Source organism: Actinoplanes ianthinogenes (assembly GCF_018324205.1).
GTDB classification, from domain to species: domain Bacteria; phylum Actinomycetota; class Actinomycetes; order Mycobacteriales; family Micromonosporaceae; genus Actinoplanes; species Actinoplanes ianthinogenes.
In genome coordinates this window covers 7,861,132-7,875,835 of the sequence record NZ_AP023356.1, presented here as the reverse complement: position 1 = coordinate 7,875,835, position 14,704 = coordinate 7,861,132, and the positions used below count along the sequence as shown (strand labels likewise).

10 protein-coding genes are annotated in these 14,704 nt (G+C 72.1%); 5 read left to right on the top strand and 5 right to left on the bottom strand.

The features are described 5' to 3' along the window. Positions 1 to 207 precede the first annotated feature (207 nt). The 4 genes from Aiant_RS35480 (at position 208) to Aiant_RS35465 (ending at position 5,291) form a co-directional block, all read left to right on the top strand. Entirely contained in the window at positions 208 to 1,572 is a 1,365-nt protein-coding gene (locus Aiant_RS35480) for a UDP-glucose dehydrogenase family protein (protein ID WP_189333996.1), read from the top strand. A gap of 357 nt (positions 1,573 to 1,929) precedes the next feature. Then, positions 1,930 to 3,300 carry an ABC transporter substrate-binding protein gene (locus tag Aiant_RS35475; protein WP_189333995.1) on the top strand — a complete coding sequence of 457 codons (1,371 nt, stop codon included), beginning with the start codon at positions 1,930 to 1,932 and terminating at the stop codon, positions 3,298 to 3,300. Positions 3,301 to 3,438: 138 nt separating this feature from the next. Next, complete coding sequence (locus tag Aiant_RS35470; protein WP_212847283.1) at positions 3,439 to 4,380, top strand: carbohydrate ABC transporter permease; 942 nt, start codon at positions 3,439 to 3,441, stop codon at positions 4,378 to 4,380. Beyond that, complete coding sequence (locus tag Aiant_RS35465) at positions 4,377 to 5,291, top strand: carbohydrate ABC transporter permease (RefSeq protein ID WP_425322638.1); 915 nt, start codon at positions 4,377 to 4,379, stop codon at positions 5,289 to 5,291. Before Aiant_RS35470 ends, Aiant_RS35465 begins: the two co-directional genes overlap by 4 nt. 961 nt (positions 5,292 to 6,252) lie before the next feature. On the opposite strand, the gene Aiant_RS35460 is transcribed toward Aiant_RS35465, so the two are convergent. Then, positions 6,253 to 6,972, bottom strand: a complete 720-nt coding sequence (locus tag Aiant_RS35460) for an NADPH-dependent FMN reductase (RefSeq protein ID WP_229830857.1) — start codon at positions 6,970 to 6,972, stop codon at positions 6,253 to 6,255. A 63-nt stretch (positions 6,973 to 7,035) separates the two neighbouring features. Here Aiant_RS35460 and Aiant_RS35455 point away from each other — a divergent pair, with 63 nt between their 5' ends. Continuing rightward, positions 7,036 to 7,407 carry a MerR family transcriptional regulator gene (locus tag Aiant_RS35455; protein ID WP_189333992.1) on the top strand — a complete coding sequence of 124 codons (372 nt, stop codon included), beginning with the start codon at positions 7,036 to 7,038 and terminating at the stop codon, positions 7,405 to 7,407. Positions 7,408 to 7,485: 78 nt separating this feature from the next. Here Aiant_RS35455 and Aiant_RS35450 read toward each other — a convergent pair whose 3' ends face one another. The 4 genes from Aiant_RS35450 to Aiant_RS35435 all read right to left on the bottom strand — a co-directional run bounded on the left by Aiant_RS35450 (position 7,486) and on the right by Aiant_RS35435 (position 14,699). Then, positions 7,486 to 8,163 (bottom strand): ABC transporter ATP-binding protein, encoded by a 678-nt coding sequence (locus Aiant_RS35450; RefSeq protein WP_189333991.1) that lies wholly within the window; start codon positions 8,161 to 8,163, stop codon positions 7,486 to 7,488. Continuing rightward, positions 8,160 to 9,092: an ABC transporter ATP-binding protein gene (locus tag Aiant_RS35445; protein WP_189333990.1), complete on the bottom strand. Its 933-nt coding sequence runs from the start codon at positions 9,090 to 9,092 to the stop codon at positions 8,160 to 8,162. Before Aiant_RS35445 ends, Aiant_RS35450 begins: the two co-directional genes overlap by 4 nt. Continuing rightward, complete coding sequence (locus tag Aiant_RS35440; protein ID WP_189333989.1) at positions 9,089 to 11,746, bottom strand: FtsX-like permease family protein; 2,658 nt, start codon at positions 11,744 to 11,746, stop codon at positions 9,089 to 9,091. The genes Aiant_RS35445 and Aiant_RS35440 overlap by 4 nt, the downstream gene beginning before the upstream one ends. A gap of 73 nt (positions 11,747 to 11,819) precedes the next feature. Next, positions 11,820 to 14,699: an ABC transporter permease gene (locus Aiant_RS35435; protein WP_189333988.1), complete on the bottom strand. Its 2,880-nt coding sequence runs from the start codon at positions 14,697 to 14,699 to the stop codon at positions 11,820 to 11,822. Positions 14,700 to 14,704: the final 5 nt, after the last annotated feature.

Here is a 14,704-nt window from a genome sequence, read left to right as displayed (position 1 = left end):
GGGCTCGAATGACGCGATTCGATCTCCGTGACCTGGGTAAACCCCTACTCAGGCGCCGTGAGCAGCGACAAGGTGCTGGAGGGGCAGCTGTGTATCATTCGGCGGAACGCGTGGGCCGGTGCTGGCAAACCGGCTCGCGGCCAGTCGGCGGGATAGGTACCGGTACACGGCGTGACATCCGCCCCGTGTAGCGGTGGAGGAGATTGCATGAAGGTTTGTGTTGTCGGCACCGGTTATGTCGGTCTGACCACCGGAGTCAGCCTCGCCTTCCTCGGGCACGAGGTGACCTGCGTGGATCTCGACCAGCACAAGGTCGACATGCTGCGCGCCGGGAAGTGCCCGATCTACGAACCCGGGATGGAGGAGCTGCTCGCCGAGGCGGCGCCCAACCTGAGCTTCACCACCAGCTACGCCGAGGGGGTTCCCGGCGCCGACGTGGTGTTCGTGGCCGTGCAGACCCCCTCGGCCGCCGACGGCAGCCCGGACCTGCGCTTCCTGCGATCCGCCGCGGAGAGCGTGGCCCAGTCGCTGGACCACGAGTTCACCGTCGTGGTGAACAAGTCGACCGTGCCGATTGGCAGCGGCAACTGGGTGGACGCGATCCTGCGCGACTCGTTCGCGCAGCGTGCGGACCGCCCGGCCGGCGTCGAGTTCGCGGTCGCCTCGAACCCGGAGTTCCTGCGCGAGGGCAACGCCATCGCGGACACCCTGTTCCCGGACCGGATCGTGATCGGCTCGGACAACCCGCGCAGCCTCGAGGTGCTGAACCGGCTCTACCGGCCGATCATCAACCAGACCTTCACCCCGCCGACCTTCATGCCGCGACCGGAGGACGCCTCCGCGGTTCCGCTGGTCTCCACCGACCTGGCCTCGGCCGAGCTGATCAAGTACGCGGCCAACGCGTTCCTGGCCCTCAAGATCAGCTACGTGAACGAGATCGGCCAGCTGGCCGCCAAGGTCGGCGCGGACATCACCGAGGTGGCCCGCGGCATGGGCCTGGACCAGCGGATCGGCTCCCGGTTCCTGCAGCCGGGCGTGGGCTGGGGCGGCTCCTGTTTCGGCAAGGACACCAAGGCCCTGGTCGCCACCGCGAGCGAGTACAACCTCGAGATGCCGATCGTGAAGGCGGCCCGCGACGTCAACCAGCGGCAGCGGGCGATCGCCGTGGAGCGCCTCCAGGACGAGCTGCGCATCCTCAAGGGCCGCAAGATCGGCCTGCTCGGGCTGGCGTTCAAGCCGAACACCGACGACCTGCGCGACTCCCCCGCGCTGGACATCGCGAGCCTGCTGCTGGCCCGCGGCGCCCGGGTGCGGCTGCACGACCCGATCGCGGCCGAGCGCTTCCGCCGCGAGCAGCCGGAGCTGGCCCCGCACCTGAGCGAGACCCTCGACGGTGTGTTCGACGACTGCGACGCGGTCGTGCTGGTCACCGAGTGGGCGCAGTACCTGGAGCTGGACTGGAGCAAGTTCGTCGGGCTGATGCGCAACCCGCTGGTGCTGGACGGCCGGCACGCGCTCGACGGCGACCGGATGCGCCGCCTCGGGTACAAGTACCTCGCCGTGGCGGGCTGACCCCCGCCCCGCCCTCCCGCACCATCAACCGCCGTGGCTCTCCGCCACGGCGGTTTCCTTTTTGCGGAGTAGGGCCGATTCTGCCGGTTCCCGCGAAGCTCAACAAAACCGACTCACCCGCCGTATCATGACCTTGAAGTGCGGATAAATCGGCTTATAACCCGCGTCTAAGAGGAGCCCCTTCCGCCAATCTTCTTAACCGGTTAAGGTGCGCGCCCGTCGCCGCTATATCGTTACCGACTCGATCACGGGGAAATCATTGCGCAACTTGCCGGTTACCTCTTGACTGTTGGTCAAGAAGCGCTTCGGACGGCGGCGTCGCCAGACGCCGGAGGCGCTCAAGACATAGGGAGCAGCATGTTCGGTCTACGTGGGAGTTCGCGATCGCGAGTCGCGCTCGCCGGTGCCCTGAGCGCCGGGCTGGTCTTCAGCCTGGCTGCCTGTGGCGACGACAAGAGTGACTCGAGCGGTTCCACCGACGCGGCGTCAGCGGGTATCGACTGTTCGGTGTTCAGCCAGTTCGGCGACCTCAAGGGCAAGACCGTCTCGGTCTACACCGGCATCGTGACCCCGGAGGACACTCCGCAGAAGAAGTCGTACGAGCCTTTCGAGAAGTGCACCGGCGTCACGGTCAAGTACGAGGGCGACAAGTCCTTCGAGACGCAGATCCTGGTCCGGGCGAAGGCCGGCAGCCCGCCGGACATCGCGTACGTGCCGCAGCCGGGTCTGCTCCAGCAGCTGGTTGCCACCGGCGCCGCCAAGGAAGCCCCCAAGGAGGTGTCGGACAACACCGACAAGTTCTGGGGCAAGGACTGGAAGGCGTACGGCACGGTCGACGGCAAGTTCTACGCCGCGCCGCTGGGTGCCAACGTGAAGTCCCTGGTGTGGTACTCGCCGAAGGACTTCAAGGACAAGGGCTACACGGTCCCCACCACGCTGGACGACCTGAAGGCCCTCAGCGACAAGATCGCCGCCACCGGCTCCAAGCCGTGGTGCGCGGGCATCGGCTCCGGTGACGCCACCGGCTGGCCGGTCACCGACTGGGTCGAGGACTTCATGCTGCGCCTGTCCGGCGCCGAGACCTACGACAAGTGGGTCAAGCACGAGATCCCGTTCAACGGCCCCGAGTCCACCGCCGCGTTCAACGCCGTCGGTGAGTACCTGAAGAACGACAAGTACGTCAACGGCGGTCTCGGCGACGTCAAGAGCGTGGCCTCCACCACGTTCCAGGACGCCGGCCTGCAGATCCTCGAGGGCAACTGCTCGCTGCACCGCCAGGCCTCGTTCTACGCGGCCAACTTCCCGCAGGGCACCGACATCTCGGAGAACGGCCAGATCTACGCGTTCTACCTGCCGGGCAAGGACGCCACCACCAAGCCGGTCCTCGGCGGTGGCGAGTTCGTGCTGGCCTTCGCCGACCGTCCCGAGGTCAAGGCGTTCCAGTACTTCCTGTCCACCGACACCTGGGCCAACCTCAAGGCCAAGGCGTCGAGCGGCTGGGTCAGCGCCAACAAGGGCCTGAAGATCGAGAACCTGACCAACCCGATCGACGTGCTCTCCGCGAAGATCCTCCAGGACCCGAACGCGCAGTTCCGGTTCGACGGTTCCGACATGATGCCCGCCGCGGTCGGCTCGAACGCGTTCTGGAAGCAGGCCACGGCCTGGATCATCGGCCAGGACACGACCACCACGGTCAACAACATCGAAACCGCATGGCCCAAGAAGTGATCTGAGTTCTACTCCGAGGCCGGCCGGGATGCGCCCAGCATCCCGGCCGGCCATCGCCCTCTTTCCCCTCGGAACACCGAAGGAGGTCCGGGTCGCGTGTTCGATACCGCAAACGACACCCCTGAAAAACTTGTCCAGATGCTCTCCGCGCTGCTGCTGTTCGCCGCCGTGCTGGGCGTCATCCTCTTCCTCGCCAGCCGAGTCCGGGGCAAGCGCTCCGACACCTGGGTCGGCTACCTCTACCTGCTGCCGGTCGTGCTGCTGCTGGCCGTCGGCCTGGTCTACCCCGGTCTCCGCACCGTCTACGAATCGTTCTTCGACGCGCAGGGCAGCGCGTTCATCGGCGTCGACAACTACAAGACGATCTTCACCGACGGTGACCAGCTCTCCGTGCTGGGCAACACCATCATCTGGGTCCTGATCGTCCCGGTCGTCGCCACCGGCATCGGCCTGGTCTACGCCATCCTGGTGGACAAGTCCCGGTTCGAGTCGTTCGCCAAGGCGCTGATCTTCCTGCCGATGGCGATCTCGATGGTCGCCGCCGGCGTCATCTGGAAGTTCATGTACGAGTACCGCCCCGACCAGCAGAACGTGAAGCAGATCGGCCTGATCAACCAGATCATCGTCTGGCTCGGCGGCAAGCCGGTCCAGCTGCTGATCACCGACACGGCCAAGCTGAACACGCTGCTGCTGATCGTGGTGTTCATCTGGATCCAGGCGGGCTTCGCCATGACGATCCTGTCCGCCGCGATCAAGGCGATCCCGGACGAGATCATCGAGGCCGCCCGCCTCGACGGCGTCAGCCCGTGGAGCATGTTCGTCAAGATCACGCTGCCCAGCGTCCGGACGACCATCGTCGTGGTGCTGACCACGCTGGCCATCGGCACGCTGAAGGTCTTCGACGTGGTCCGCACGATGACCGGTGGTAACTTCCGGACCAGCGTCATCGCGAACGAGTTCTACAGCCAGCTGATCCGGGCCGACAACCAGGGCCTCGCCGCCGCGCTCGCGGTGGTGCTGTTCGTCCTGGTCACCCCGATCATCGTCTACAACATCCGCCAAGTCCGTCAGGAGGCATGATGACGGCCACCCCTTTGGCGACCGCTCCGGAGCTCAAGGCTGAGACCCCGGGCGCGGCGGCCCTCGCGAAAAAGCGGCTCAGCTCGCCGTGGGCGTCCCTGGCCGCGATCGTGATCGCGGTGCTGTGGACGCTCCCGACGTTCGGCCTGCTGCTCTCGTCGTTCCGCCCGGAGATGGACATCAAGCGGACCGGCTGGTGGACGTTCTTCACCAACCCGCAGGTCACGCTGGACAACTACCGCGCGGTCTTCGACAGCGACACCGGCGTCAACCTGGGCACCTACTTCGTCAACTCGCTGATGATCTGCATCCCCTCGGTGCTGATCCCGGTCTCGCTGGCGGCCCTGGCGGCGTACGCGTTCGCCTGGGTCAACTTCCGCGGCAAGAACATCCTGTTCGTCGCGGTCTTCGCCCTGCAGATCGTCCCGCTCCAGGTCACCCTGATCCCGCTGCTGACCATCTTCGCGAAAGCCGGGATCGCCGGGACGTTCTGGCCGCTGTGGCTGGCGCACACCACGTTCGCCCTGCCGCTGGCGATCTACCTGCTGCACAACTTCATCAAGGAGATCCCGGCCACCCTCATCGAGGCCGCCCGGGTGGACGGCGCGGGCCACGTGTCGATCTTCTTCAAGGTGATGTTGCCGCTGCTCACCCCGGCCCTCGCGGCCTTCGGCATCTTCCAGTTCCTCTGGGTGTGGAACGACCTGCTGGTCGCCCTGGTCTTCGCCGGCGGCGGCGACACGGTCGCCCCGATCACCCTCCAGCTGGCCAACCTCACCGGCACCCGCGGCACGGCGTGGCACCTGCTGGCCTCCGGCACGTTCGTCTCCATCATCGTGCCGGTCACGGTGTTCCTGCTGCTCCAGCGCTACTTCGTGCGAGGCCTCCTCGCCGGCAGCGTCAAGGGGTAGCGTCCGCTTCACCTGCTTCACCCCGGGGCCGCACCGTCTGGTGCGGCCCCGGTCTTGTCGCGGGTCGCTCCCGGTCCGCTGCGCAGCCACCCAGATCAAGTTCAAGATCATGCTGACTCGGATCGCGCTGATCACCGATCGTCGCTCCCGCCAGGGACCCTTCCGGGCCGGGCAGGACGCTGGCGCGTCCCGAACGCCCGCCCCTACAGGGCGACGCCCGCGGGTGGCCACGATCCGCTGACCCAACCCCAACCCCGAAACCGCCACACCCGCCTCGCGCGGCACAGTCCAGGCCCCGGCTGGCCCTGACGGCCCTATGCCCGGCCCGGATAGGGCCACCAGGACCAGCCGCATGCGTCCGGCTGGCCATCACAGCCCTATACCCGACCCGAATAGGGCCACCAGGACCAGCCGCATGCATCCGGCTGGCCCTCACCGCCCTACGCCCGACCCGGACAGGGCCACCACGACCAGCCGCATGCCGTCCGGCTGGCCCCCACCGCCCTACGCCCAGCCCGGACAGGGCCACCACGACCAGCCGCGTGTCGTCCGGCTGGCCCCCACAGCCCTATACCCAGCCCGAATAGGGCCACCACGACCAGCCGCATGCCGTCCGGCTGGCCCCCACAGCCCTATACCCAGCCCGAATAGGGCCACCACGACCAGCCGCGTGTCGTCCGGCTGGCCCTCACCGCCCTATACCCGACCCGAATAGGGCCACCAGGACCAGCCGCATGCATCCGGCTGGCCCCCACCGCCCTACGCCCGACCCGGACAGGGCCACCACGACCAGCCGCGTGCATCCGGCTGGCCATCACCGCCCTATACCCGACCCGGACAGGGCCATCAGGACCAGCTGCGTGCTGTCCGGCTGGCCCCCATGGCCCTATGCCCGGCTCGGATAGGGCCATGGGGGCCAGCCGGACTGCGCACGGCGGACCGCGAGCGGCGGCCGCGACCGCTACCGGCTGGCAACCTCGTGGCCTGGCAGGCAGACCCCGGCGGGCCGCAACCGGCATCGGCAGCGGGTTGGCCGGGGGCAGCCTGCGAGGAGGGCGGTCATCGGGCGTAGGGGCGGTCGTGCCGGGCGGTCCGCAGGGTCGTCGCCCACCAGCTGAGCTCGTGCAGGGCCGCGTCGAAGGCCTCGCCCACCGGCCGCGGGCGGGTCGAAGCCGACCGGGCCGAGGTGCTCCCACGGGCGGGACAGGCCGACGACACGGCGGGTGGTGACCACGTGGAGTTCGGCGAAGACGCCGCGCAGGTGTTCGGCGGCGAGCAGGCCGCCCTGCACGCCGTAGCTGAGGATGGCCGCCGGTTTGAACATCCACTCCCGGTAGTGCCAGTCGATCAGGCGCTTCAGGCCGGCCGGGTAGCTGTGGTTGTACTCCGGGGTGACGATCAGGAAGGCGTCGGCGGCGTCGATGCGGGCCGCCACACCGGACGGCGAACTGCCGCCGGGACGCAGCGCCCCGTCGTCGGGCAGGTCCGCCTCGGCGCAGTCGATCAGGTCGACCTCGACCTGGTCGGTGGCCGCGCGGAACGCCGCCCATTCCGCGACGGCGCGGCTCATTCGCTGGTCACGGACGCTGCCGGCGATCACCGCGAGGTGCAGCGGCTCGGTGCTGTGCTGATCCGGATCGGTCGGGACGGTGGGCCGGGTGGCCAGGTTCGTGTCGGTCATGAGGACCACGCTCGGCCTTCAACATATGTTGAAGTCAAGCCGGGCGCGGGGCAGGATGGGGCGATGAGCGTCACGCAGGCACCGCCCGGTTTCGTCCTGACGGTGAGCGAGGTGGCCGCGGCGGCCGGGGTCGCGCCGTCCGCGGTCCGCTTCTACGAGCAGCACGGCGTCATCCGGGCCGAGCGCACCTCCGGCGACCAGCGGCGCTTCGACGACGCCGCGGCCTGCCGGATCAAGGTGGCGAAACTCGCGCAGCCGGTCGGCCTGACGGTCCGCGAGATCGCCGAGATACTGGGCCGCCTGCCGGACGATCCCGCCTGCGACGACTGGGGCCGGGTCGCCGAGACGCTGATCGCCGAGGCGGAGGCCCGGACCGCCGCGCTCAAGGCGCAGCTCGCCGCCATGAACTCCGGCGCGCGGCTCTGCGAGCTCTGACGCGACGTCTTTCACGATCAAGACCCGCTTTCGGTACGACCGACGCGACGCGCGCGCCGGTCGTACCCGAAGCAGGTTTTAAAGAGACTCGACCAGGCGACCGTCGCGCAGGGTGAGGACGCGGTCGGCCCGGTCGATCAGGTTGGGGTCGTGGGTGGCGACGAGCGCGGTCATGCCGCGCGCGTCGACGATGGCCCGGAGCAGGTCCATGATGGCCCGGCCGGTGTCCGAGTCCAGCTGGCCGGTCGGCTCGTCGGCGATCAGCAGGTCCGGGTCGTTGGCCAGGGCGCGGGCCAGCGCCACCCGCTGCTGCTGGCCGCCGGAGAGCTCGCCGGGCCGCTGGTTGGCCTGCCCGCCGAGACCGACCAGCTCCAGCAGCACCGACACCCGCTCGTCCCGGGTGGCCGGGTCCCGTTTGGCCAGGCGCATCGGGATGCTGACGTTCTCGGCCGCGGACAGGATCGGGATCAGGCCGAACGACTGGAAGACGAAGCCGATCGTGTCCCGGCGCAGTTCCAGCAGGTCGGCCTCGGAGGCGGAGGTGACGTCCCGGCCGGCGACCGCGATGGTGCCAGCGGTCGGGCGGTCGAGGCCGCCGATCAGGTTAAGCAGGGTGGTCTTGCCGGCCCCGGACCGGCCGCGGACCGCGACCAGCTCGCCCTTGTCGGCACTGAACGAGACGGTCGAGAGGGCGTGCACCACCCGCTCCCCCGTTCCGTATTCCCGGGACAGCCCGGAGACCTCCACGACGCTCATGCTTGCTCCCCCGGGCGGACTTCGACGTGGTCGGGTTCGAGGTTGAGGCGGACCCGGTCGCGCAGGCTCAGCGCCTCGACGAACGCGGCCGGCAGCTGCAACCGGCCGGCCCGGTCCAGCACGGCGTACTCCTCGGTGACGTGATGCTCGGTGCCGTCCTCGGCGAGCCGGGCGGAACGGCGTACCTCGGAGGCGGTCTTGCCGTCGCGGATCGCGACCGCCCGGCGGACCTGGTCGGCCACGTTCCGGTCGTGGGTGACCACCACGACGGTCACGCCGAGCTCGGCGTTGACCGTGCGCAGCGCGCCGAACACCTCGTCCGCGGTGGCCTCGTCCAGCTCACCGGTCGGCTCGTCGGCGAACAGCACCTCCGGGTCGTTGGCCAGGGCGACCGCGACCGCGCAGCGCTGCTGCTCGCCGCCGGACATCTCGGCCGGGCGGCGGCCGGCCTTGCCGCCCACCCCGACCATCTCCAGCAGCTCCTGCGCCCGCTTCCGCTTGCGGTTGCCGGCCAGGCGCATCGGGAGCTCGACGTTCTCCCGGGCGGTCAGGTACGGCAGCAGGTTACGCGCGGTCTGCTGCCAGACGAACCCGACGACCTTCCGCCGGTATTCGAGGCGCTTCTTCGCGGTCATGCCGAGCAGATCGAATCCGGCCACCTTGGCGATGCCGGCGGTCGGCTCGTCGAGCCCGGACAGGATGTTGAGCATGGTGGACTTGCCGGAGCCGGACGCGCCGACGACGGCCAGCAGCTCCCCGCGGTCGACCACCAGGTCCAGGCCTTGCAGGGCCATCACCTCGACGCCCTCGGTCCGGAAGATCCGGACCAGGCCGTCGCAGACGATGTGCCCGCTGAGCCGGTCCTGACCGCCGGCCCGGGCCGCGGCGCGTTCCGCCGCCTTCCGCTCCAAATCAGCCAGATCGGTCATGACTGCTCCTCTCCCAACCTCAGCACCGTGCCCAGGCGCAGGCGGCGGTTGGCGATGTTCTCCACGACGAGCGCGGCCAGCACGGCGAACGCCGCGACGACCAGGACACCGCCGGCGAACCACGGGTCGAGGGTGATCCCGGCGGTCACCCCGGAGGTGAAGCCGCTCAGGCCCAGCGCCGGGCCGATCAGTGCGGGCAGCACGAACCCGGCCAGCCCGCCGGCCAGCACGGCCACCCCGATCAGCGGCAGGATCTCGAAGATCAGCAGGCGGCGGCCCTGCCGCGGGGACAGGCCCATGGTCCGCAGCCGGGACAGCGTCCGGCCGCGGGCCGGGGCGCCGGTCAGCACGGCGAGCGCCACCGCGGTCAGCGACAGCGCCGCCGCGGCGATCATGCCGGCCGCGAAGGTGAAGCTGAGCGCGCCGTCGACGCCGCGCTGCTCCAGCGTGGCCCGGTAGGCGGTCCGGGTGGTCACCACCGCGGGAACCGCCAGCGCCCCGTCCTTCTGCTGCTTGCCGGTGAGCCCGGCCAGAAGGGCGCGCTGGCTGTCGTCGGCGGCCTGCCGGACCCGCTCCGGGTCGAACCCGGAACCTGCCACCAGGATCCGGTTCGGCAGGATCGGCTGGAAGTCCGGGATCGGCATGGCCTGCCGCGGCAGCACCATGAAGTCCCGGGCCTCGGTGCTCAGGCCGGGCACGGTCGCCTGGACGCGCGCGACGGTGAACGCGTAGTCCCGGCCCTGCACCTCGACCCGCCCGCCGCCGCCGCCGAGCTGCGCGGCGAGCCGCGGCGAGACGATCACCGGCACCGCCGCCCCGCCGGGCTTCGCGCCGACCAGCACGTCCGGCAGGTCCAGCCCGGCGGTCGCCGCGTCCACCACCATGGCCTGGGTCTGGGTGAGCAGCGGCGTGGTGTCGCCGCGCACCGTGGCGCCCTGGTACAGCAGCATCGAGGTGGCCTTGGTGACGTGCGGCAGCGCGGCGATCCGGTCCGCCACGTCCGGGCCGAACCGGTAGCCGCTGACCGTCGCGTCGGCCGGGACGGCCAGCTCCGCCGCGTGGTCCCGGGCGGCGCCGACGGTGCTGGTCACCGTGCCGGTGAACAGGCCGGTGGCGATCGCCACGACCAGCACCGCGAGCGGGCCGGAGTGCAGCGGGGCGCGGCCGGCGCCGCTGAGGCCGAGGAAGGCGATCGCGCCGCGGGCCCGGGCGGTCAGGTTCCCGGCCCAGCGCAGCGGGAACGGCACCAGCCGCAGCGCCACCACCGAGGCGGCCAGGGCGAGCAGGACCGGCGCGGCGATCAGGTACGGGTCCACCCCCGCCCCGGCGTCCAGCCCGCGCCGCCGCAGCAGGTAGATCCCGCCGCCGGCGAGCAGCACCAGGAACGCCTCGGCGGTCAGCCGGCGCGGCGACGGCCGCAGCGAGGCCGCGTCCGGCCGGTGCCCGGAGAACGCCGGGTGCCGGGCGCCGAGCGCGGCGAAGAGCGGGGCGGCCAGCACCGCGACCAGCGCGACCGCCAGCACGAGCAGCGGCTCCTCGGGCGCGGCCCGGCCGGGGAGCAGGAGGCCGGCCAGCCAGCCGGCGGCCACCGCGATCGGCACCACGGTCAGGGTCTCCCGCACGGTGCGGCCGGCGACCGTGCGTACCGCCCCGCCCCGCGCCCGGACCAGCGCGAACTCGGCCCGCCGCCGGTCGGCCATCAGCCGCGCGGCGAGCAGGATCAGCCCGGCCGCGGTGGCCAGGATGCCGGCCTGGACCACCGCCAGCAGCGCCCGCACCGCGCCCACCTGCTCGTCGAACTGGCCGAGCGTGGTGTCCAGGCTGCTCTGCAGGGCGGTCAGCTCGGGCGGGACGCGCCGCGCGGTGGCCACCGCCTTGGTCAGGACCTTCACCTGGTCCGCGGTGATGCGCTTCTCGTCCAGGCGGTAGCGCCACCGGTCGCCCAGGTTCGCCAGCGCGGCGCCGATCCTGATGACGCCGGGCTGGTCGGTGAGCAGCACCGCCTCGCTGCGCTGGCCCTCCCGCGGGTCGGGGCAGGCGCCCGGGGCGAGCTCCTGGTCGGACCAGATCGGGTCGGCCGGGTTGACCGGCGTGAAGATGCCGACGACGGCCGCCTCGACGCGGCCCGCCTCGGAGCCGAGGCTGACCCGGTCGCCGACCTTGATGCCGAGCGCCGCCGCCGCGTCCCGCCCGATGACCAGCTCGGGCGTCCGGCCGGACTTCGGTCCCCTGCCGTCGACCATCGTGACGGTCCCGTTCGAGCCGGTCTGCCAGCGCACCCGGACAAGGTTGGGGCACTCGCCGGGCTCGACCCCGGCCGGGCGGATCGAGGACAGCTCGGTCTCGGCGATGTACCAGGAGCCGGCGACCATCCCGGGCAGCGGCTCGGGCAGACCCCGATGGATCGGCTCCAACCGGCCGGAACCCTCCGCCCGGCTGGGCTCGCCGCCCTGCCGGATGCCGGAGTAGGTCAGGTCGCGGCTGGCGGCGGGCAGCTTGGCGATGTCGCCGCGCAGGCCGTCGTCCGTGCGGCCGTTGGCCAGCCGGACCGGGCCGGAGACCAGGAACGCGGCCAGCGCGGCGAGCACGGCGAGCAGCGTGAGCTGGCCGGCGAACGCACGAACCCGCCTCAGCACGCTCCCGAGCTCGCTCATGCCGTCACCTCCGCTGCGCTCCGGCGCCGCCATGAGCGGAAAACTGAGCCGGCCGATTCGCTCCCGAGCTCGCTCATTGGTCCTCCCCCAGTCGCAGGCGGGTTGCCGGCAGCCGGCGGGTGGCGGACAGCGCGGTGGTGGCGCTGACCGCCAGGGCGATCGCGACCAGCACGGCGGCGCTGCCCAGGGTGCGGCCCCAGAGGATCTGCAGCAGCGCGTCCGGCACCGGGCGCCCGGCCGCCGGGGTGAGCACCAGCAGCGGAGCCATCGTGGTGGCGACCAGCAGGCCGACGCCGAGGCCGGCGAGCGCGCCGAGCCCGGCCAGCAGCGCCTGCTCGACGACCAGCGAGCGGGCCAGCAGCCGCGGCCCGGCGCCCAGGGTGTGCAGCACGGCCAGCTCGACCGAGCGGTGCCGGGCGGTGGCCCGGGCATCCGCCGCGATGCCGGCCGCGGCCAGCAGCATCGCACCGAGCGCGGCGCCGAAGAGCGCGATCCGGGCCGCGGTCCCGTACGCGTCCCCGGTCGTGGCCAGCGCCCGCCGGTCCAGCACGCGCAGTCCGGGCAGGCCGGTGAGGTCCGGCGCGGTGCCGCTCAGCCACCACTCGCTGGTGTCGTGCACGACGCCGAAACCGAAGAGCCGGGCGTCGAGCGCGGCCCGGTCGGCCAGGATCGCCGGCCCGCCGGCGGTGCCCGGGACCCGGCTGACCACGGCGACCACCTTCACCGGCACCCCGCCGGTGCCCAGGTTGAGAAACGTGACCTTCCCGAGGGCGTCCTTCACCCCCGCGGTGACCACGATCGGCACCGGGGTCCAGGCGCCCTGGAAGGCCATCGTCAGGCCGCCGGTGACCTGGTAGGCACCCTCGGGGCTCGGGTAGAGCAGCGCATGCCCCTGGTCGGTCACCTGAAAGTCGCCGTCCTGCCCGGTGATCTTCCAGCGGCCGGTACCGGCGACCTTGAAACCGAGCAGGCCGGGTCCGCTCGCGGTGAACGTGATCGGATGCCCGCGATCGCTGAGACCGAGGTCGACGCGTCGTCCGCCGGTGAAGACCGCGACCGTGCGGATCGGCGCGGAGCTGGTGATCCGGCCCGGCTTCAGGGTGCCGGTCTCCCCCGGCCCGCCGTCCGAGGCGAGCTTGCCGAGCACCTCGGAGACCGGTGCGCCGAAGGCGTCGTCGCGGGCCTGGACCACGTCCCGGCCGATCGCGGCGTCCAGCGCGACCAGCTCGGCCGGGTCCTTGCCGGAGACCAGCGGGACGAAGTCTCGCCAGGCCGGCGCCACGGCGCGTACTCCGGGCAGCGCGGCCAGCTGATCGCCGCGGCCGGCCGGGGCGATCCCGCCGGTCTCGACCAGCCGCAGGTCCGCGCCGGCCTGCTGAACCGCCTGGTCGATGCGGGACTGCTGGGCGGTGGCGGCCAGGCACCAGGAGACGGTGGCCGCGGCCACCGCGAGGGCGAGCATCACCATCGGGCCGGCGTGCGCGCGCCGGCCGGCCTGCCAGGTGCCCAGCAGCGCGGACCGGGCCCGGCTGCGGTCCAGCCGGGCGGCCACGGCCCGGGCCACCGGCGGCAGCAACCGGATCGCCAGGACGGCGCCGGTCAGCACGCCGAGGGTGGGCGCGGCGGCGAGCAGCGGGTCGATGCCGAGGCCGGCGGCGCCGGTGGGTGCCGCGTACTGCCGCAGCTGGAGCCAGCTGAGCACGGCCAGGGCGACGACGACCAGGTCCAGGCCGACGCGGCGGACCATCGACAGGCGCTTGCGGCCGGCGGTCTCCGCGACGTAGGTGCCGCCGCGGCGCATCGCCGGCAGGCTCAGGGCGAGCACGCCGCCGACCCCGACCAGGGCCGCGACCAGCCAGATCCCGGTGTCGAGCCGGGCACCGGGCTCCTGCACCCGGGCCAGCGCCACGGCGAGCGGCGGGCCGAGCAGCACGCCCGGCAGCACCAGCCCGCACGCCTCGACCGCGGCCAGGCCGGCGAGCTGGCGGCGGGACGCGCCGCGGGCGCGCAGCAGCGCGGTCTCGCCGCGCCGGGACTCCGCCAGCAGCAGCGCGACCAGGGACAGCGCGTAGCCGCCGAGGACCACCACCAGCAGCATCGGGGTGACCAGGGTGGAACGCCGGACCAGGTCCGCCTTGGTCAGGCGATCGGCCAGCTCCGGCAGGCCGGTGGACACGGTCGCCGACGTCCCCAGACCCGAGGTCCGCGGCAGGCTCGCCTTGGTCGCGACCGCCTGGTCCGACGTACGCCCGACCGAGTCCAGCGTCGGCGCGGAGAGGTCCGGCAGCACCAGCCAGCCGCCGGACGCCCCGGTGAAGAACGCCGGGTCGCCGGCGACGATCGGCCCGTAGGTCGCCGTCTGCGGCAGGTGCCCGGCGAACACGTCCGGGGTGAGCAGCCAGTACGGGTCGGCCGAGTCCCGCGGCCGCCAGACGCCGCTGACCTTGCGGGCGACGGCACGCCCGGTGTTCCGGTCGGTGAGCGCCAGCGTGCGACCGGCGGTCAGCCCGAGCGCGGTGGCGGCCGGCTGGGCCAGCGCCACCTCGTCCTTCCCGGCCGGCCAGGCGCCGTCCACCAGGTCGGCGTGCTCGTGCAGGTCGTCGAGCCGGACCAGCGAGGCGTAGACGATGCCGTCCGCGTCCGGGACCGCCGTGCCGGTCGCGCCACGCACGGCCCAGCCGGAGCCGTACTGGACGCTGCTGACGTGTGCCGGGGCGTACGCGGCCCGGACCGCCCTGTCGCGCGCCTGCGGATCGGTGCCGAGCGCGCCACGCACCAGCACCGAGCGTTCGTCCGGGTCAGCGGCCGTGACCGCGGCGCGGATGCCCGCGCCGGCCGAGGCGGAAGCGTACGCGGTCAGCCCCGTGAGCAGGAGCACCGCGGCCAGCATGACCGCGGCCGCCGCGGCGAGCAGTCCCCGAGCTGCCGCCGCACGCCGAAGAATCAGCGCCATCGGCG

Coding starts and splice junctions, on each gene's coding strand:
- Aiant_RS35450 (WP_189333991.1), bottom strand. CDS start 8,163: ATGAGCGTCGTGGAGGTCTCCGGGCTGTCCCGGGAATACGGAACGGGG.
- Aiant_RS35480 (WP_189333996.1), top strand. CDS start 208: ATGAAGGTTTGTGTTGTCGGCACCGGTTATGTCGGTCTGACCACCGGA.
- Aiant_RS35435 (WP_189333988.1), bottom strand. CDS start 14,699: ATGGCGCTGATTCTTCGGCGTGCGGCGGCAGCTCGGGGACTGCTCGCC.
- Aiant_RS35470 (WP_212847283.1), top strand. CDS start 3,439: ATGCTCTCCGCGCTGCTGCTGTTCGCCGCCGTGCTGGGCGTCATCCTC.
- Aiant_RS35440 (WP_189333989.1), bottom strand. CDS start 11,746: ATGAGCGAGCTCGGGAGCGTGCTGAGGCGGGTTCGTGCGTTCGCCGGC.
- Aiant_RS35455 (WP_189333992.1), top strand. CDS start 7,036: ATGAGCGTCACGCAGGCACCGCCCGGTTTCGTCCTGACGGTGAGCGAG.
- Aiant_RS35460 (WP_229830857.1), bottom strand. CDS start 6,972: ATGACCGACACGAACCTGGCCACCCGGCCCACCGTCCCGACCGATCCG.
- Aiant_RS35445 (WP_189333990.1), bottom strand. CDS start 9,092: ATGACCGATCTGGCTGATTTGGAGCGGAAGGCGGCGGAACGCGCCGCG.
- Aiant_RS35465 (WP_425322638.1), top strand. CDS start 4,377: ATGATGACGGCCACCCCTTTGGCGACCGCTCCGGAGCTCAAGGCTGAG.
- Aiant_RS35475 (WP_189333995.1), top strand. CDS start 1,930: ATGTTCGGTCTACGTGGGAGTTCGCGATCGCGAGTCGCGCTCGCCGGT.